Genomic DNA, 19,513 nt, shown 5'->3' on the forward strand with positions numbered 1-19,513 from the left:
GCCCCCGCCCCCCCCCCCCCCCCCCCCCCCCCCCCCCCCCCCCCCCCCCCCCCCCCCCCCCCCCCCCCCCCCCCCCCCCCCCCCCCCCCCCCGTCGGCGGAGCGCGTATTCTCGCTGTTGGATGAGGACGAGCAGTCGCCGGATCCTGCTTCAGGTGTCTCTGTTGACGGCGCCGGGCAGGGGCACCTGGTGTTTGAATCTGTTTCCTTCTCTTAGTCGCCGGACAAGCCGCTGATCTCCTCTTTGTCTCTGGTGGCTGAGCCGGGACAGACGGTGGCGATCGTGGGACCAGCCGGGGCGGGGAAGACCACGCTGGTGAATCTGATGATGCGGTTCTATGAGCTGGATGCGGGGCGGATAACGCTCGACGGCGTGGACGTCACCGCGGTGCCGCGGCGCGAGCTGCGCTCCCGGCTGGGGATGGTGCTGCAGGATACGTGGCTGTTCGGCGGGACCATCCGGGACAACATCGCGTACGGGCGGCCTTCGGTTACCGAGGCGGAGATTCTGGAGGCAGCGCAGGCGACGCATGTGGACCGGTTCGTGCATTCGTTGCCGGAGGGGTATGACACGGTGCTGGAGGACGAAGGCTCGAACGTGTCAGCGGGCGAGAAGCAGCTGCTGACGATTGCCCGGGCGTTCCTGGCCCGGCCCTCGGTTTTGATCCTGGACGAGGCGACTTCATCCGTGGACACCCGGACCGAGGTGCTGCTGCAGAAGGCGATGAGTGAGTTGCGGTCCGATCCGACGTCGTTCGTCATTGCGCACCGCCTGTCCACCATCCGCGACGCCGACCTCATCCTGGTGATGGAGGCCGGCCAGATCGTGGAGCAGGGGACTCACGCTTCGCTGCTTGCCGCGGGCGGGGCTTACGCGCGGCTGTATGAGGCGCAGTTCGCGGCGCCTGTGGCGGAGGTTTGAGGGGAAGACTGCCGCAAAGACTGCGGCACTGTGTACGTGCTGATGGGCCAGCGCCGGACCTGGGCAGCCGTCGTAGCCGGACGGCACCTGATTCCGGTGATGATCATCGACAGCCCCGAGGAAGCCAGCGCATCGTGACGCAGATCGTGGAGAACATCCAGCGCGCCGAACACACCGCAGCCGATGAGGCCAGCGCCTGCTCCAGCTCTCCCTCATCGGCATGACGGCAGCCACTGTCGCCAAGAAGATCGAACCCGCCAAAACCACCGTGGGAAGCGCCCTGAACGCCAAGGCATCCACGACCGGAACCAAAGTCGTCGCAGAGGGCTACACTCTGGACATGGCGTTAGTCATGGCCGAGTTTGAAGGGGACGAGGACGCGGTCGAGGAGCTTGAGTCGGGTATCCGGAGCGGAAGGCTCCGACCCAATATGGGCCGGAGCCTTCCATGAAAAGCCGATCGCCGGCCCGCTGAAGTGGGACTAATCGCCATATGCGAGTCCAACTTTCGGGGACCACTTCAATCCCTCCCCGGACAGCCCCTTTGCAGAGGGAAACCAGGAAGGTGCCAGTTATTCTACGAAGTGGGTAGCCAAGCTGATTGTCCGCAAGCCGGTGGTGTTGCGTTTAGATGTGGATAGCACGTGCGTGGCTGATTGAGAGGACGCTACGCGGCGGATCGCCGAGCCAGACGTAAGGCCGAGACTTCCTTAAAGAAGTCCCTGAAGGATACGCTCCAGTCTGATTCTGTGGGGGCGTTCTGCTCGGCAAAAACCTTGATCTTGCCTCCCCAGAGATTGCGCTTCTTCAAGCCGGTGCGAGCAACGGTGATGAGAGTAGACCTGGGGTATATGTTTCGTTTTGCTGCGATCCGGTCGAATGCGAAGGTGTGCAGGTCCTTGGCCGCGCGTAGTGCTCTTACCGCTTCAGGATGGGTTGGCCAGTACGCCCCATGCACTATGCGGTGGCGCAAGAGGTATGACGCTTCAAACCACTCACCAACTGGCCCTTCAGCTGTCGACCAGGACGCTCCTAATCGGCTGGAGAGTTCGCGGGTTATGCGCTGCAGAACCTTGCCTTCAACAAATAGCTTCTCTGCGTCTTTAGGATCTACGCCCTCCTCCCAAAGTAGCAAGCTCAATATGACGTCCATGAGCGTCTCTGTCGCGGTGTTTGCAAGAATCACACCGCCGGACCTGTCACCGAGACCGTTGATCGCCTCATCCGCTTCGATGATTCGCTCGCGCCACAGAACGACCGGGTTTCCTTGCCGGAGATATCGCATCCACTGGTGAAACTCCGAGACCTGTTCGTCGGACAGGGACTCACCTTTGAGTGGATCAGCAAGGTTCTTATGTTCGAGCAGGACTAGTTGGGGCCCCTGCCACGCGGCGGTCGGCCGTAACACGCTGAAGGGCCCCTGATCCTGTCGGTACACCTCACGTACACCGGGAGCGGTAAACCGTAGGACAGGGAACGGAATCCGCTCATAATGAGGGAGTGCCACACCTAGGCCGCTTTGCAGTCGATAGGCCCGCACATAATCGGTGACGAGACGCAGGCATCGCATGAACTCATCGGACCGGGGCTCCGCATCCTGAGCGCTCCCAAGCGCTGCTTCGCCTGACTTGTCGGGGGATTCGACAGGAGTCAATGCCTCCACGACCGTATAGGCCGTTTTGACAGAGCTTTCGAAGTCGGTTGACGACGATGCTGGCGGCTTCACTGTTCCTGACCGCTCGGTCGCTTTCAGAACAGCTTGGCTAACGCCTGCCATGCGACCGTGAGTGTATTCCAGCTGGTGAAAAACCAAGCTGACGTCGGGGTCGTCTGGCTGGCTGGGGTCGTCGGGGCCATTAGCGACCTTCTCGCTCATTTGCAAACCATCCGGGAAAGGTATCGGATGTGGCAGGGCGAAGTACCACAGCGCCAAAGGTACTTCCGTTGAACTGATGAGATCACCCAACGGAAGCGGGGGCACCTTTGCGCGCCGCGGGCTGGTAACTTTTCGCTCCGCTCGAGCTCGCTTACCACTCACTCCGGCGACGGGGTTCGTCTTGGGTGGCGGCGAGTTCGCGCAGCAGGAAGGTCAATGGCGAACCTCTTCAACTTTTCCTCACTCCACCTGTCTTTGACAATTTCAAGGTCAATGATTGTCATACGAACTACCCTAGTGACCGACGTGGACGGTGATGCTAGGCGCACAGTCTTAGATAATAGCGCGGGTTATCCAGCAGATTTCAGACACCTGGCTCGACGAGCCACCAGCTTTCTCGCTTCCCTCGGCCTCTATTTAATTAACCTTCGGAAGATCCTTCAGCGCTTCGGAACCGAGGAGCGTACCCAGGATTCCCAACGGACAGACGACCGCACCAATGAACGCATGTTCGGTTGTGGGCTTTAGCGAGACGACGATCGGAACAACAGCTGCTACGGTGCGCGACTATTTGCAGAAGGTAGTAGTTCTTTGAGGAAACGTAGGTTCCCTTCTAAAGCCAGCTGAGAGGGACGAGCTTGTCGTCCCTCCAGTTATGTACAACTGAGTCTGCGAACCAGTCTTCTGAAAGGTCTGCGTGGTCGCTCACTATGATTTGAAAATCGGGTGAGAGTTCTTCGACGACGTCTTTCATGAGCCGGAACATGGCCAACACGGCCGTTCTATCTGAAGGCCTGCCTGAGCGCTTCTCTTCTTCCGACTCGTAGTATGCCTGCGTCGGTTGATCGAGCATCAGAAACCGCGGAACTGGTCTATTTTGCCGGGTAAAGAACCTGTGGAGTGCCAGGTGGGTGACCAGGTGATAGCCGATCGAATTAGCCGCGCTGCCGATACCATACATGGGTATTGGGCCGGTTTCGCTGTCGACAACGACCGTGAGCTTGGCCAGATCGAGGCGAACTCCTTTTTCAGCATGTTCGAGGGCTAACTTTTCCGCAAACGCCGTCATGTCGCGCCCCAGCGCGACCAATCTAGAAGTTAATTGCTCACGGGCCTCATCGTCATCCAACTCTTGTTCAAGAGCAATCACGCTCGCCCTTGCTGCTTCAGCTTGGCGCTTGAGTACGCCGAGATGGTTGTCGTCAGCGTAGGAATGTCGACCAAGGATGGCGTCTATGCGACCACGAATAAACTCGCGGCTCTCGGCGTCACTGACCGTTCTCGCTTCATTGCCCCGAAGATTTACCGTCTCCAAGGCCCTGTCCAGGGCTTGAAGCTGGGTGCGCAACTCTGAAACGGAGTCCTCCAAACGGATGAGAGCTGCCCGACGATTCGGTTCTGCAGCCGCCAGTGTCACTAGCTCCTTCCTAAGCTCGGACAACCGTTGTTCCAACTGGCTCGCCGCAGGATCCGGAGTCGTAAGTTCCTGACTACAAACGGGACAGTGATCTGTCACCCCGTCGGCTTGCGGGCCCTTGTGCCCTGCCCGCAAGAGATCCAGGCTGGTCATTCGCCCTGTCTGCAAGGCCACGGACCGCTGATAACTGCCTTCGCCGCTACGGAAGTCGAGAAGGAGATCGCGTTCCGACAAGAGTTGCTTCATCTGTTGCCGAAGCTCAGCCCGTTGTCCTTCGATTTCACGCCGTGCATCCTGGGACCGCAGGTCGGAATCTCGATCCAACTCTTTTGACCCTGAAAACCGAATGCTACTGAGAACGGCAACCGTAGCCCGTATGTCTGGAGCAGATGGACGGTCTGTCATCCCTGCAGAGTGCGCTTCAGAGAGGAGAGCCTGCAGGGTGATGTCCGTTGTCTGCGCAGTTGACTCAGCGTCGGTCAAGGACAGTTCTGCCCTGCGCAGGTCTCTACGAGCATCCCGGAGCTGAGCGCGCTTTGTGGCTTGGTCTTCCTGCAAAGCCCCCAAGAAAAATGGCAGAGCATCCTTGAGCGTCTGGTCGATTCCTCTTTCAGCCTGTCGGTGGAAGAGCAGACTCCTGCTAGCGATTTCATCTTGCCCTTGAAAACAAAAGAGTGCAGCGCTGCCAAGCCCGATGGAGTAGGGAGACCGCGTCGAATACTGGGATGGTTCGAAACGAACCTCCGGCAAGCCGATTCGAAGCCCCACCTGGGACCGAAGGGCATCGGAGTCTGTATTCACTTCAAGATCACGAAGCTGAAAGCCGTCGAGATCGTCTCCGCCAAACTCAAGCATTGCTCGCGAATTCGAAGAGGCGGATGCCCTCATTGCAGGACGTGCCAAGAATGCCCGTGATCCAGGGCCTAGTTGCCAGAGGGTGCCGAACCACGCGACTGTGTCGGAAATCGGGCCGGCTGGAACTTTGGCACTGTCGCGCCCCAAACAGTAGTCAACGATCGTCAAGAGAGCACTTTTGCCCGTCCGGGACTCCCCAGTCACGATGTTGAGTGAACCGGGTTTGAATCTGACCGAGCGCTCACGGCCATCGTGGTTGTAAAGGGTGATATTCAGTAGCTGCACGGTCTCATGGTGTCACGCCGAAATAGCCGTATACCGTAGATGACCTCTCGATCTTTGTGAGCCATCTCCCCAGGAAGGCGGCAGCTCTGACAATTTCCCTTACATCGCCGGTGTTTGCCGGGCGGGCTTTTGCTGGCAGCGACCCCGTCAAGAGACCAGTCTCGTCGACATCGAGGACGCCTTCTCTAAGCGCGAAGCGAAGTCCTTCCCTAACATGGGGGACCATCGCTTTGGCTCGCTCCGGAAACCCAGCGTGGATAGTTGGATGATTCGCAATCCAGGCTGAGAGATGCGAGGCCGTTGTCCGGGGGAGTGCTGCACGGGTGTCGCGATGCAGTACGAGAGGAGCGATGATGAAAACCAGTTCCCAAGGCATACTCTTGCCGGCACGGCGTTCGTACTCTTCGGCAGAGGCGGCGAATATGGCTGCAAACAACGCGGGATTGAGCATTGTTGCCACGACAGGAGACCTGGAGTCCCATTCACCGAGTCCGGGAGAGTCATTGGCCATTAGTGAGCCTCTCCGCCAGGAGTGTCTGAACTCGGTCCTCAAAATCCGGATGCCAACCGATCAAGTGTCTGTCGGCCAACTCATGTCGCTTACCGCGTGCGAAGAAGGTGTCCGTATAACGGCTGCGGACTGCCACCGCCGTCGAGTCTCGAAGCTTGCGCCAGAGCTCCCGCCCGACATTTTCGCGTGAGGCATCGTCGGCATCTACGTCCAGGTCCTCCATCATGTCCGCGTAAGCGCGCTCCCACTCGTCCACGAGATTATCTTCGAAAGTACCAAGCTCGTTTAGCCCGATGAGCGAGCGATCAATCCACTCCGTTGTCTGGGTCACGGCCCGGTAGTAGTCGCCGACTGCTTTACGAAGGTGGGTTGTGCCGACATTCACCCAACGAAGTTGATGAACGAAAATATGTGCATCGTGGCTCTGTACCAGCGTCTCCTCGTCAATCTGGTTCAGTTCAACCAGTGTCGGCAGATTGTCCGGTACGAACATGTCCCGAATGACTTGAACTTGCTGCTGCGCCTCCAAGACGTCAACCCGCTCTCGCCGCTTCTGGAGTAGGTCCAAGGCAACGCGTCGCCACCATTGCCAAAACAGGCCGAGAAAGGTCTGTTCCTGGCCTATAGGGAGTGCCCAACTAATCTCGTTTCTGACATGGGTTTCAACGTCCTCAATACGGATCGCACCTCCTAAGACCCGAATCCGCTCAACCATCGAGATTCGTGATGAAAGCGGCGTCTTAATCCACTTCAGACGCGCTGCTTCTGTAGTAGAGGACGTTGATGTGGACGCTGCCGAGTTGAGAAGTTCCAAGGCGCGCCCTGGATCTCTATCGCTGCCCGGACCGAGGTGAGAGGCCGCCGTTCCAGTTCCGCAGTCGCTCGTCGTCAGCAATGTGAGTAGTGGACCCCCTATGTCCGCGAAGGCCGGGGTATCGAGCCAGACTTTGAGCGTTTTCCACAAGTCAACGCTCATGTCGGAGAGACTCCCTGCCGACTGCTGATGATGCTTCAGCTGGAGCAGCTCTTGTACTTCGCCGTTCTTTTCCCACGCGACGTCGTCGAAAAGTTCGATGGTCATTGCTTGGTCCGGACGGTCCCGAGCTCCTCTCAGGAGCTCCAAAAGGGCCCAATCCGTTTGGTAGAGGTAGCCAATAGCGCTAGATGACGCATCATGGGAAGTCATTCAACGCGCCTCCGGAGACTCGGCAGAAAACGCTCGTTCCTGCAAGTGCCAACTGGGGCAACAGTTATTAGCCCCCTTGGCTGTGACTTTAGCTCATGGCGCATGCCACCGTGTGACAGGCAACATCACTGTGATCGCGCCTAGCTACCGCGGCCTCGACCGTGGAGGTGCGCTTCCTGACCTCGACGTCATCGAAGCTGCGAGGTTTCGTAGCATCGCGTCGCGTTAGTGTCTTCCGTTTGCGAAGGGCAAACGACCGTAGGCTAGCTCAAAGAGGGATACCTGGGGTTCGTTTCCAGGTGACCATGAGGTCTTTGACGTCCTTTAATTGCCATATGCGGTTCCCACCCTTCATGGGAGACTCCGTTTTGGCCGTGGCCGACTTAGCGCTGATAGGCGCTAAGTCGGCCCCTTAGAGTCGTCTTATTCTCGGAGCTCAGCCCTGCTGCTTCTATGTACATGATGGGAGTACCGTCGACCCACCGGCGATATAAGTTCGAGCTCGGACTAGTCGTCGGGTCTTTCCTGTACGTTCCGCCCGTGCTGTTTTCGAGGAATGATGGCGGCCCTGTGCTTGGCCGAAGGATCACATTGCGGTTCATGGTCCAAAAGTTTCTGGGTTCCTCGAAGTCCGTCTCGTCAAGAACTGTCACCCTAGGCACGGGTTCAGTGTCGCAGGCCCCAAAGCGGGTCATCCACTCGCGCTGAGCGAACGGAGTGCTCCAAAACCACCTCAAAACGGCCGCTTTTGCTGTGGGATACGGGCGCCCCTGTATTTGTACGGTGGCCAGAAGTGGACAAGTATGGTTGCAGTCGTTCCGTAGTACACGGACACACAGCGCAACGTTCCGGCCCCGCGCGTAATCTGTTTAGATGCCTCGTTTTGCGCTTGATATTGACTCCGTCCCGCGTCCCGTCCGCGCCCAGGAGCTCCTGGACGCAGTGAACCAGCGGGTCGTCATTGCCGACGGCGCGATGGGCACCATGCTGCAGGGCCGGGAACTGTCGCTCGAGGAAGACTTCCAGGGCCTCGAAGGCTGCAACGAAATCCTCAACGACACGCGCCCCGACGTCCTCGCGGACATCCACGATGCGTACTTCGCCACGGGCATCGACGCGGTGGAAACGAACACCTTCGGCGCCAACTGGTCCAACCTCTCGGACTACGGCATCGACGACCGCATCGAAGAGCTCGCCCGCAAGGGCGCGGCCATCGCCCGCGAACGCGCCGAAGCGGCAGAACAAACAGACGGACGTATGCGCTGGGTCCTGGGCTCCATGGGCCCGGGCACCAAGCTCCCCAGCCTCGGCCACACCAGCTACGACTACCTCAAGCAGACCTTCGCCCTGCAGGCCGAGGGCCTCATCGACGGCGGCGCGGACGCCTTCCTCATCGAAACCAGCCAGGACCTCCTGCAGACCAAAGCCGCCGTCAACGGCTGCAAGCAGGCCATCGTCACCCGCGGCATCCGGCTCCCCATCTTCGTCGAGGTGACCGTCGAAACCACCGGAACCATGCTCATGGGCTCCGAAATCGGCGCCGCACTCACCGCCCTCGAACCACTCGGCGTCGACGCCATCGGCCTGAACTGCGCCACCGGCCCGGACGAGATGAGCGAGCACCTCCGCCACCTCTCCAAGCAGTCCTCCGTGGCCATCGCCTGCATGCCCAACGCCGGCCTGCCCGTCCTCGGCCCCAACGGCGCGCACTACCCGCTCTCGCCCAGCGAACTCGCCACCGCGCACGAGCAGTTCGTGCGCGAATTCGGCCTGGGCCTGGTGGGCGGCTGCTGCGGTACGACGCCGGAGCACATGGCCGCCGTCGTCGAACGCCTTGCACCCTTCCGCAACGGTGCCTCCGTCGCCAGCGGCGGAAGGGGCGCCGACGGCAGCCGCGTCCCCACCGAACGTGAAGCAGGCATCGCGTCCCTCTACCACCACGTGCCGTTCGACCAGGAGTCCGCCTACCTCGCCATCGGTGAGCGCACCAACGCGAACGGTTCGAAGGCCTTCCGCCAGGCGATGCTCGAAGAGCGCTGGGACGACTGCGTCGACATCGCCCGCGAGCAGGTCCGCGTCGGTGCCCACCTGCTCGACGTCTGCATCGACTATGTAGGGCGCGACGGCGTCGCGGACATCAAGGAGGTCGTCTCACGTTTCGCGTCGGCCTCCACCCTCCCGCTCGTCATCGACTCAACCGAACCTCCCGTCCTCCAGGCCGGGCTCGAACTCATCGGCGGCCGCCCGGTGGTCAACTCCGTCAACTATGAGGACGGCGACGGCCCGGAGAGCCGCTTCGCGCGCATCATGCCGCTGGTGAAGGAACACGGCACCGCCGTGATCGCCCTGACCATCGACGAACAGGGCCAGGCACGCACCACCGAGGGCAAGGTGGCCATCGCCTCCCGCCTCGTCGACGCCCTGGTGGGCGAATGGGGCATGCGCGTCGAGGACATCATCGTCGACGCCCTGACCTTCCCCGTCGCCACCGGCCAGGAAGAAACCCGCCGCGACGGCATCGAAACCATCGAGGCCATCCGCCAGATCACCACCAAGTACCCCGGCATCAACACCACCCTCGGCGTCTCCAACGTCTCCTTCGGCCTCAACCCGGCAGCGCGCGTGGTGCTGAACTCCGTGTTCCTGCACGAAGCCGTCCAGGCCGGCCTGTCCAGCGGCATCATCGACGCCGCCAAGATCGTCCCGCTCGCCTCGCTCCCGGAAGAACAGCGCAAGGTCGCCCTGGACCTCGTCTATGACCGCCGCGAATACGACGCCGACGGCAACGTCACGTACGACCCCCTGGCCATCATGCTGGACCTGTTCGCCGGCGTCGACACCGCAGCATTGAAGGACCAGCGCGCCGCCGAACTCGCCGCCCTTCCCACCGGCGAACGCCTGCAGCGGCGCATCATCGACGGCGAAGGCAAGGGCCTGGAAGCGGACCTCGACCTCGCCCGCAGCGAAGGCATGACCCCGCTCGGCATCATCAACGACCAGCTCCTCGAAGGCATGAAGGTGGTCGGTGAGCGCTTCGGCGCCGGCGAGATGCAGCTGCCCTTCGTACTGCAGTCCGCCGAGGTCATGAAGAACGCGGTGGCCCTGCTCGAGCCGCACATGGAGAAGTCGGACTCGTCGGGCAAGGGCACCATGGTGATCGCCACCGTACGCGGCGATGTGCACGACATCGGCAAGAACCTGGTGGACATCATCCTCACCAACAACGGCTACAAGGTCGTCAACATCGGCATCAAGCAGGGCATCGCCGAGATCATGGCCGCAGCCGAGGAGCACAACGCCGACGTGATCGGCATGTCCGGCCTGCTGGTGAAGTCCACCGTGGTGATGAAGGAAAACCTCGCCGAACTCCAGTCCCGAGGGCTCGCGAAAAAGTGGCCCATCATCCTCGGCGGCGCAGCCCTGACCCGCGCCTACGTGGAGCAGGACCTGGCCGAGCAGTTCGAAGGAACCGTCCGGTACGCCAAGGACGCCTTTGAGGGCCTGGCGCTCATGGAACCGCTGGTGCAGGTGGCCCGCGGCGCCGACCCGGACGCCGTCGGCCTGCCGCCGCTGAAGAAGCGGATCCACAAGGGCGGCGCGAAGTTCACAGTGACCGAACCGGAGGCAATGCCCGGCCGGTCCGACGTCGTCGCCGACAACGCCGTGCCTGCGCCGCCGTTCTGGGGCACACGCATTGTGCGCGGCGTCGCCCTCCACGACTACGCCGCCATGCTCGACGAACGCGCCACCTTTATGGGGCAGTGGGGCCTCAAGCCCGGCCGCGGCGATGACGGCGCCTCCTATGAGGAACTCGTGGAACGCGAAGGCCGGCCGCGCCTGCGGTACTGGCTGGACCGCATCCTCGGCGAAGGAATGCTCGATGCGTCCGTCGCCTACGGCTATTTCCCGGTGGTCTCCGAAGGGGAACAGGTGGTGGTGCTGCACCACGGGGAGGATCACGACGGCGTCCTCGGCACCGCGGGACTGCTCGCCCCCGACGGCGGTTCAGGCGGTCCGATCGGCACCGAGCGGCTGCGGTTCGACTTCCCGCGCCAGCGCCGCGACCGGCACCTGTGCCTGGCCGACTTTGTGCGCTCCCGCGAATCGGGCCAGATCGACGTGCTGCCGGTGCAGCTGGTCACCGCCGGTTCGAAGATCGAAGAGTTCACCGCCAAGATGTTCGCCGCCAACCAATACCGCGACTACTACGAGCTGAACGGCCTGGTCATGCAGCTCACCGAGGCGCTGGCTGAGTTCTGGCATGCCCGCATCCGAACCGAGCTGGGTTTCGCGGCCGAGGAGCCGAAGGACAAGGCCGGGTACTTCAAGCTTGACTACCGCGGTGCCCGGTTCTCGCTCGGGTACCCGGCGTGCCCGGACATGGAGGACCGCCGCAAGGTGACGGAGCTGCTGAAGCCCGAACGGATGGGCGTGGTCCTGAGTGATGAGCTGATGCTGCACCCCGAACAGTCCACCGACGCATTTGTGTTCCACCACCCTGAGGCGAAGTACTTCAAGGTGTGAGTTGGCGCCGGTCACGTCGAAGCTGCGCGAAGATGGCGTCTATGGTCGATAGGACGGCGATCGTGTCGTCGGCCGTGTGGAGCGGGTGCTCCACACGGCCGGCTGCGACGGCGTCGACCACCTCGCGAAGCATCGGCAGGTAACCGTTGCCCTCCTGGCCCAGCTCCGTCCGGTTGCCGACCCCGAAGACGTGTTGAGCGTCTCCGGCGTGTATCACCAGATCGGTTGTCGCCCAGAACGGGGCCGGCAGTGTGAGCCAGCCTCGCTGGCCAGCTACCGCGGCAGAGCAGTCACTGAACTGGGTCATTCCGGTGGTCAATTGTGCGAACGACCCGTTCGCGAACTCAAGGGTGATGTGTGACTCCAGGTCCAGGCCATCGGATCGGATGTTACCGCGAGCAGTTATGACTTCAGGGCGTCCGAAGACTGTATGCGCGAGCATCAGTGGGTAGATGCCCTGATCGAGCAAGGCGCCGCCGCCTAGCGAACGATCCCATCGAGCCGATTCGTCCTCGGGCCACGGAACGGAGAACCCGGCCCGAATGTTACGCGGCTCGCCAATAAGACCGGCATTGATCTCCTCGATAAGACGCTTGAAAGCGGGATTGAACTTTGTCCACATCGCCTCCATCAGGAAGCAGTTTTTCGACTCTGCGATGGCGAAGAGGTCGGCGGCTTGCTCGGCAGTCATGGCGATGGGCTTCTCGACCAGCACGTGTTTCCCGGCAACAAGCGCGTCTCGTGTGAGCGCATGGTGTGTGCCGATCGGTGTGGCGATATACACCGCGTCGATCGACTCGTTTGCCAGGACTGCGGCATAGTCGTCTGTGGACTCAGGGATCCCGAACTCCTCAGCAAAGCGGCCGGCTTTTTGAGCGTCCCGGCCGTGCACCAAGACTACCTCGGCGCCTGCGCACGCTTGCAGGTCCGGAATCACGCTTCGCGAGATCGTTCCGGTGCCGATGGCCGCCCATCGCTGGACGTTCACGGTCGCACTCCGGTGGTAAGGGAGGCGCCGTGGGTACGGGCGACCTCGCCCAGCCAGCCCAGGCTCGGTTTCGGCGTCCGCTCAAACGTGTCCCGGTCGACCGCGATGAGGCCGAACGTGGGTTCCCAATGACCCCATTCATAGTTGTCGAGGAGGCTCCAGTGAAGATAACCACGGACGTCCAAACCCTCGTCCACAGCATCGAGCAGCACCCCCAACGCGCCGGTGATGTATTCGATACGGCGTTCATCGGAGGCGGTGGGAATGCCATTCTCTGTAACTAACAGCGGCACACCCTCGGTGATCTCCCATGCATGCCGCAGCGCGATTCCGAGGGCATCGGGACGGTATGCCGCCCCCGTGAGGGTGTTGTCGGGGTGGGGCGGGTGCGGGACGATTCCTTTTGCATCGACCGGCTGGGAAGTGTAGGACTGAACGCCGACGAAATCGTCGCCTCGGGATCCGAGGAGGTACAGGTCCTCCCACACGTAGGACACATCTGCGAACTGTTGTTCATTGCCGGGTGTCGCTGTAAGCGCTTGATTGGCGATGCTCCAACCGACCTTCGCGGCAGTGCGGGCGTGGAGGATGTCCACTGCTTCCCTGTGCAGAACGACGAGGGCGGACCCGATCGCCGGGTCGGGTGCGGGCAGGGAGCTCACGAGACTGCCTGCCCGCTCGCCTTCGACGGTGGGGCTGACCCACTCGTCAAGTTTCCCGCTGGTCACCATCTCGGCGAGCCCGGTCATGATGGCTAACATGTTGGGTTCATTGATTGTGATCAGCCACTCCACTCCGTCAAGTATGGTGGAGACCCTCTCGATATAGGCGCGCCAACGCTCAAGTGCGGTGGGGCCCGTCATTCCACCTTCATCGGCGAACCATGCTGGCAGGGTGAAATGCTGAAGCGTTACCACGGGGGTGATTCCGAGCTCGAGTGCCGTTTCGATCATTCGCCGGTAGTGCGCGAGTTCGGCGTTAGACCATAGATCGGGACGCGGTTGTATCCGGGCCCATTCGATCCCGAACCGGTAGGCGGTCAGGCCGGCATCGGCACTCAGCTGCATGTCTTCGCGGTAGCGGTGGTAGCTGTCGCACGCATCGCCACTGTAGGACGATCCTGGCATGCGTCCCTCGAGACGCCAGAAGTCCGAGTTGAGATTGTTGCCTTCGATCTGGTGCGGCGCGGTCGATGCGCCCCAGAGGAAGCCTTCAGCGAGCTTTGTCACGGTATGTCCTTTCAAATGGGAAAAGGGAGGAATCTGCCGCGGACAGGGTCGTGTCGTGGTCATGGACGCCGATCAAAGTCAGTGCGGTCGCGGTTACGCGGTGTTCGCAGCTTGTGACCTGTCACTGTTGACGGCGCTTGCACTCGGCAGGACTGCCCGAACGTTGAAAGTACTTGGTCCACTGCCCGTACACCCCGATCGCGAGTGCGCTCAGGACGCCGCCCACGATGAACTAATCACGCTCGTGGCGGGGCCGGGAAATGATGGGATTCAACGGTGGCTGATAAAGACGCACTCAAACCGCACCTAGGGCAAGGGTCTTTGGCAGGCGATAAAGACGACACCTCGACATACCTGAGTGCGCGTGGCTCATGGGGATTGGGAACGGACTTTCGGCGGATTGAAGCGGCGGGTGGATTATGGCCGTACCACCGGCAGTCTCGTCACCGTTCAGCATTCGAGCGAGCATGCCGTCGGGTTCAAGTTCGTCTACAGCCTCGAGACCGACCTGCCAGGATTGGTCAGCATGTTCGAAGTGGATCCTAAATCCGCGGCCGACGGTCAGCAACGTGTCATCGCCGAGATTCACGACCATGCCGTAGCTGTCGGATCCAGCTGGATCTACGCCGATTCCTGCGGCTCTGGTGATCACCAGATCGATGCTCCCCAGGGACCGCGTTACCGTCGGGAGGGCGTCCGTGAGATGAAATCCCGTGAGTTCGCGGCGCGTGCCGTCGGGATGACTCGTCACCGGAAACACTGCAGACAGTAAGGCGTAGGCGTCCTCCAAGGGAGCCAGATCTTCCCCCTCGGCAGAGTCAACACCGAAGGGAGATACGCCGAGCGCGCCGTACTGGCCAATGGCGAGGAAGGCGGTCCCGACGCCAGACTGATCTCGCCGCTGCTCGGGGATGAACAAGCCCCGGGACATTTTTGCAAAAGCGGGCAGGATCTTGTCCGGGTCACCGAAGTACACGTCGGGTGTGAATAGGTCCACAGTTGTCGCGATGGATGTCCAAACATCCGCGACCCGCGGGAGCGGACCGCCGCTTGGGTACGTGCCGGGGACCTGGCCTCCCGCTACCGCGAACCCTTCGATGTCGATGTCAATCTCGCTGTCAAGCCACGCGTTCACGAAAAAGGGAAGCGGCGAGACCGTTCGTGCTCGGCGTGCCAGGGCTTCGACATGGGATGCATACCCCCAAGCCATGAACGCCTCGTCACGACCCAGCGGATCGTCGGTAATATCTGCCCAGGTTCGAAGTTCTCCCTCGAACCCGGGACGTTGGAGAAGGGATTGCCTCAAACTTTCCGGCACGGCTGCATGGAAGGCGCGATCGGCTTGCTCGGAATGATCTCTGGATGCCCCCAGCAGACCTATTTCGTTCTCGATCTGGATCATGATGACGGTACGGTGCTCGGCGTCGGTCTGCTCTACGTGCTCCACAAGCGCCTGAAAGGCAGGCGCGTCGAGCTGTGTAGGGCCGAACGGCGTGAGCGTGTCGGACAGCCGGCCGTCGTCGAGCACGCAGCGTGGGAATCTCTGCCAATCGAGCTTCACCCATGCGGGTGCGTAGCTGGAGGATCCGTTCTTCCAGGCCCCGAACCATAGCAGTACGAGGCGGAGACCTGCTTTACGCACCTCGGCGACGAGCTTGTCGACTGAGGAGAAATCATAGGTGCCCTCTGTGGGTTCGAGTGCTTCCCAGGTGACACTGGCCAGGACCGTTGTTGCGTTGACTTTGCGGGCTATCTCAAGTCCGTGGCCCAGGGCAGCGGTTCCTGATGCGGTGGAGTTGTGGAGTTCGACTCCGAGCACGGGAAAGTGCCGGCCGTCGACGACGAGTTGCGCAAGCCCGCTGGTGCGGTCAAGGTGTGGCGCCATAACGGCGCTTGCGGTGGTTGTGTTTGTCACTTGATTCCTGTGTTTGCGATGCCCTGGATGAAGTAGCGCTGTAAGAAGAGGAAGACCACGATAATCGGCAGCACGACGACGACCGCGCCCGCCAAGAGCAGGCCATAGTTTGTGCCGTTGGCCCCGATCGAGAAGAGCGCGAGAGCCACCGGAAGGGTGTACATGTCGTCCGTCTGTGCGATCACCAAGGGCCAAAGGAAGTTGTTCCATTGGGCCAGGAATGTCAGGATCGCTAGCGTGGCGAGGGCGGGTCCTGAAAGTGGAAGGATCAGCCGGAAAAAGGTCCGGACCTCGCCGGCACCGTCAAGTTTGGCCGCCTCAAGGAGGGCATCGGGGATGTCGCCGATGAACTGGCGCATGAGGAACACACCGAGTGGCGTGACGATATAGGGAAGAATCAGCCCAAGATAGCTGTTGGCCAAGCCCAGGTTGCTGACCTGCACGAACAGTGGCACGAACGTAGCTATACCGGGGACGATGAGCATCAGTAGCACGAGCGAGAACAGCAGCCGTTTGCCCGCGAAGTCGATCTTTGCCAAGGCGTAGCCGGCCATCGCGCAGAAGAGAAGATTGCCTACAACACAGGCGACGGCGACTACGACGCTGTTGAAGAAGTACAGCCCGAAGTTCTGCCGTGACAGGAGATCCGTAAAGTTGCCGAGGGTGGGGTTTTTGGGGAGCCAGGCGTTGGGGTCGGCCAGAATCTCTCCTGTCGGCTTGATCGATCCGAGAATCATCCATGCGAAGGGAGCGAGGGTGACGACGAGGCCGAGGGAGGCGAGTACGTAGATGAGGGTGCGTGCGCGGAAGCCCTTGCGGACTGAGCGCACCGAAGCGGTGATGGTCATTTCAACTCCTGGTACGGAACAGTCGGAACTGGAGGAAGCTGAGCAGCGCGATGACGAGTACAAGAACGTATGATGCCGCTGACGCAAGCCCGTACAGTCCAAAGCCGAACTGCTCGTACGCGTAGTAGCCGATCGAGATCGTGCTGTCGAGGGGGCCGCCGCCGGTCATGACGAACGGCTCCTCGAAAAACTGCAGGTAGGCGATGCTCAGCAGCACCGCAACGACAAGAGTTGTCGGTTTCAACAGCGGCAGGGTGATGCTGCGGAACGAACGCCACTTGCTGGCGCCATCGACACTCGCTGCTTCATGGAGCTCGGTCGGAATAGCCTGGAGTCCGGCAAGAAAGATCACCATGGGGATTCCGAAGTTGCGCCACACGGCCATGATGATGAGGGCCGGCATCGACCACGCCGGATCGTTGAGCCAATCAGGCCCGGCGATTCCGATTACTCCGAGGGCGGCATTGAACAGTCCGTCCTCCTGGTACATGTATCGCCACACGACGGCGACGGCGATGATGCTCGTCACAACCGGCGCGAAATAGCCCACGCGGAACACAGCCTTCAGCCGGTTGATACCCGAGTTGAGGGCAACGGCCGCGAGAAGGGAAACGAGCATCGTGACCGGTATGCCAACCGCGACGAAGTACAAGGTGTTCAGTACCGCGCGAATGAACGTGTCGTCAGCGAACAACGTCAGGTAGTTCTCCAGTCCGACAAAGCCCACACCGAACGGGGTCCGCAGGTCGCGGCTGGTGATATCGGTGAAGCTCATCAGCAACGACGCAAGCACCGGCCACAGACCGAACGCGAAAAAGAAGATGAGGAATGGACTGCAAAACAACCAGGCGGCCATAGTGCGAGTACGCCGGGCACGGTTCCCCTTCCGGGGTGGCAGACTGGGGCCTGCCACCTCGGAAGTTGCTATAAGAGTTGCCACGGTGTTACCTGCCTGTCCCGATCTTCTTGGCACTGGACTGGATCGCTGCCTGCGCCTCCTCGGGAGTGCTGGCACCCTTCGCGACCTTCTCCGCTTCGGCGTCTATAAGCGCACCAACCTGGGTCCAAGTCGTAACTGCGGGCGCATTCTGCGCGTTCTCGAGCTGCTTACCGAACACCTTGAGGTAGGGGTCCGACGAGAGAGCGTGGGAATCCCAGGCCGACTGCACCGCAGGCAGATCGCCGGAAATCTTGAACCACTGTTCCTGCGTTTCGGCCTTTGAGAGCCATCGGACAAGCTTCCACGCACCGTCGCGGTTCTTGGCGTTTTTGAATACCGCGAGGTGGCTGCCGCCGATATACGACGTGTTGCCCGCTGGGCCAGCAGGGACGGGCGCCAACCCCACCTTGCTGAGGAACTCCTCACCTCCAGCCTGCTTCAGCAGACCGATCTCCCACGGTCCGGAGAGGAACGAACCGACTTCACCTGAAACGAATTTCGGTTCGATCTCTCCGAGGTTGACCGGCCCGTTCTGACTGGCGATTCCGTTCGTGAACAACGACTGGTATCGCTTGAGTCCTTCCAGCGCCTCCGGGGAATCAAAGGTTAGCTGCGTACGCTTCTCGTCTGTGAGCTGAGCCCCCGCTTGCCACATATACGGCAGTATCGTCTGCCACGTGTACGCGGCACCGGTCCCAGCCGAGAAGCCCCACTTGGCACCCTGGCCCTGGAGGCCCTTGGCGAAATCGTCGAACTTGTCCCACGATTCCGGGGCCGTGAGCCTTGCCGCGTCGGCAAGGTCCTTCCGATAGAACAGAGCTCGCGTTTCGACATACCACGGCACCGCAAACGTGGCACCGTCGATTTCGGAGCTGCCTTGTGCGCCCGGGAAGAACGATTTTTTATCAACAAGATCATCAGGCACGGCCTCCAGGCCGCCGCCTGCGACGAACGAAGCCAGGTCGGAGGAACCGACCATCGTCGCGTCGGGCGTGGACCCTGATGCGACCGCAGTTTCGATCTTCTTGGCATAGTCCTGCCAGGGCACTGCAGTGACCTCAACGGTCGCGTCGGGGTTCGCTTCCTTGAAGCCCTTGATGAGTTCGGGCAGCTTTTCGCCCTCTGTTCCCATCGCCCAGACCTTGACGGTACCCGTCGCCGGGCCGGCGTCCACCGCGGCGCCGGGCTGGACGTCTTCGGCCGCAGTGTCAGTTCGTCCGCATCCAGTAAAGACAAGGGCTGTCAACACGCCACCCGCGACGGTAGCAAGAAGTTTTTTACGTTTCATCAGCAGATTTTCTCCTCATTGAGTACGGCGAAGTGGGCCGTAGGACGAAAATACCATCGAAAACAGAACGAGTGCAACATTTTCATGAAAATTGGCTATCATGAATGAGTGACCACCACGATGCCCCCCTCCGCCCAGCCGCCGATACGTCGGGGCCCATACGCCAAAACAGCGCAACGGCGGCAGGAAATAGTGGAAGCGGCGACGAACGTTTTCGCCTCCCGCGGCTACCACGGGGGATCCCTGCGTGACATCGCCCGACAGATCGGGTTGAGTTTGACCAGTGTCGTCCATCACTTCCCGGCAAAGAGCGACCTTCTTGAGGCTGTCCTGGAGAACGCCGATCAAACAGGAGGATGGACACTGGGTCTCGCACGCACTGAAGGGGTGAAGGTTGCGATCCTCGCGCAGGTGGATTTCAACCTAGAGCGCAAGGAACTGCTGCGGCTCCTGGCGATTGTGTCTTCCGAGGCATCGGATCCAGCACACCCAGCGCACCAGTGGTTCGTGGACCGTTATGACAATCTCGCCTCTGGTCTCGCCAAACTCCTTGAGTACGACATTGAACGTGGCCGCGTTTCGGCAGACGTCGACCCGGAACTGACTGGGCGATTGCTAGCGGCTATGTGGGACGGGCTGCAGTTGCAATGGTTGCTCGACCCCACGCAGGACATGCACGGACAAATGGACGCCGCCCTTAACCGCCTGTTGCAGTAGGTGCGCTTGTTCCG

The 19,513-nt window shown here is 61.1% G+C and carries 13 protein-coding genes and 1 pseudogene; 4 read left to right on the forward strand and 10 right to left on the reverse strand.

All coding sequences use genetic code 11. The features are described 5' to 3' along the window. Positions 1–93 precede the first annotated feature (93 nt). Both J2X42_RS18080 and J2X42_RS18085 read left to right on the forward strand, forming a co-directional pair. Positions 94–921 (forward strand): annotated as a pseudogene (locus tag J2X42_RS18080) (ABC transporter ATP-binding protein); the annotation flags it as partial. A gap of 220 nt (positions 922–1,141) precedes the next feature. After that, positions 1,142–1,372: a hypothetical protein gene (locus tag J2X42_RS18085; protein WP_310167229.1), complete on the forward strand. Its 231-nt coding sequence runs from the start codon at positions 1,142–1,144 to the stop codon at positions 1,370–1,372. A gap of 215 nt (positions 1,373–1,587) precedes the next feature. On the opposite strand, the gene J2X42_RS18090 is transcribed toward J2X42_RS18085, so the two are convergent. The 4 genes from J2X42_RS18090 to J2X42_RS18105 all read right to left on the reverse strand — a co-directional run bounded on the left by J2X42_RS18090 (position 1,588) and on the right by J2X42_RS18105 (position 6,945). After that, complete coding sequence (locus J2X42_RS18090) at positions 1,588–2,886, reverse strand: hypothetical protein (RefSeq protein ID WP_310167230.1); 1,299 nt, start codon at positions 2,884–2,886, stop codon at positions 1,588–1,590. Between the two features lie 523 nt (positions 2,887–3,409). Beyond that, positions 3,410–5,068, reverse strand: a complete 1,659-nt coding sequence (locus tag J2X42_RS18095) for a DUF3732 domain-containing protein (RefSeq protein ID WP_310167231.1) — start codon at positions 5,066–5,068, stop codon at positions 3,410–3,412. A 289-nt stretch (positions 5,069–5,357) separates the two neighbouring features. Further along, on the reverse strand, positions 5,358–5,864 hold the full coding sequence (locus tag J2X42_RS18100; RefSeq protein WP_310167232.1) for a three component ABC system middle component: 507 nt from the start codon (positions 5,862–5,864) through the stop codon (positions 5,358–5,360). Then, positions 5,854–6,945 (reverse strand): ABC-three component system protein, encoded by a 1,092-nt coding sequence (locus J2X42_RS18105; protein WP_310167233.1) that lies wholly within the window; start codon positions 6,943–6,945, stop codon positions 5,854–5,856. The genes J2X42_RS18100 and J2X42_RS18105 overlap by 11 nt, the downstream gene beginning before the upstream one ends. A gap of 978 nt (positions 6,946–7,923) precedes the next feature. Here J2X42_RS18105 and metH point away from each other — a divergent pair. Continuing rightward, positions 7,924–11,574 (forward strand): methionine synthase, encoded by a 3,651-nt coding sequence (gene metH / locus J2X42_RS18110; RefSeq protein ID WP_310167234.1) that lies wholly within the window; start codon positions 7,924–7,926, stop codon positions 11,572–11,574. Here metH and J2X42_RS18115 read toward each other — a convergent pair. From J2X42_RS18115 to J2X42_RS18140, 6 genes are all read right to left on the reverse strand, one after another. Continuing rightward, positions 11,564–12,562 (reverse strand): Gfo/Idh/MocA family oxidoreductase, encoded by a 999-nt coding sequence (locus J2X42_RS18115; protein ID WP_310167235.1) that lies wholly within the window; start codon positions 12,560–12,562, stop codon positions 11,564–11,566. The two genes, metH and J2X42_RS18115, sit on opposite strands and share 11 nt — an antisense overlap. Beyond that, positions 12,559–13,791, reverse strand: coding sequence for a family 1 glycosylhydrolase (locus J2X42_RS18120; RefSeq protein WP_310167236.1), 1,233 nt, complete (start codon positions 13,789–13,791; stop codon positions 12,559–12,561). The genes J2X42_RS18115 and J2X42_RS18120 overlap by 4 nt, the downstream gene beginning before the upstream one ends. 295 nt (positions 13,792–14,086) lie before the next feature. Next, complete coding sequence (locus J2X42_RS18125) at positions 14,087–15,706, reverse strand: DUF5597 domain-containing protein (protein WP_310167237.1); 1,620 nt, start codon at positions 15,704–15,706, stop codon at positions 14,087–14,089. After that, entirely contained in the window at positions 15,703–16,554 is an 852-nt protein-coding gene (locus J2X42_RS18130) for a carbohydrate ABC transporter permease (RefSeq protein ID WP_310167238.1), read from the reverse strand. Before J2X42_RS18130 ends, J2X42_RS18125 begins: the two co-directional genes overlap by 4 nt. Before the next feature lies 1 nt (position 16,555). After that, positions 16,556–17,410: a sugar ABC transporter permease gene (locus J2X42_RS18135; protein ID WP_310167239.1), complete on the reverse strand. Its 855-nt coding sequence runs from the start codon at positions 17,408–17,410 to the stop codon at positions 16,556–16,558. An 88-nt stretch (positions 17,411–17,498) separates the two neighbouring features. Further along, positions 17,499–18,782 (reverse strand): extracellular solute-binding protein, encoded by a 1,284-nt coding sequence (locus tag J2X42_RS18140; protein WP_310167240.1) that lies wholly within the window; start codon positions 18,780–18,782, stop codon positions 17,499–17,501. Positions 18,783–18,890: 108 nt separating this feature from the next. Here J2X42_RS18140 and J2X42_RS18145 point away from each other — a divergent pair, with 108 nt between their 5' ends. After that, entirely contained in the window at positions 18,891–19,499 is a 609-nt protein-coding gene (locus J2X42_RS18145) for a TetR/AcrR family transcriptional regulator (protein ID WP_310167241.1), read from the forward strand. The last annotated feature ends 14 nt before the right edge of the window (positions 19,500–19,513 follow it).

The sequence above is a fragment of the Arthrobacter sp. BE255 genome, from assembly GCF_031457335.1.
In the GTDB taxonomy this organism is placed as follows: Bacteria; Actinomycetota; Actinomycetes; order Actinomycetales; family Micrococcaceae; genus Arthrobacter.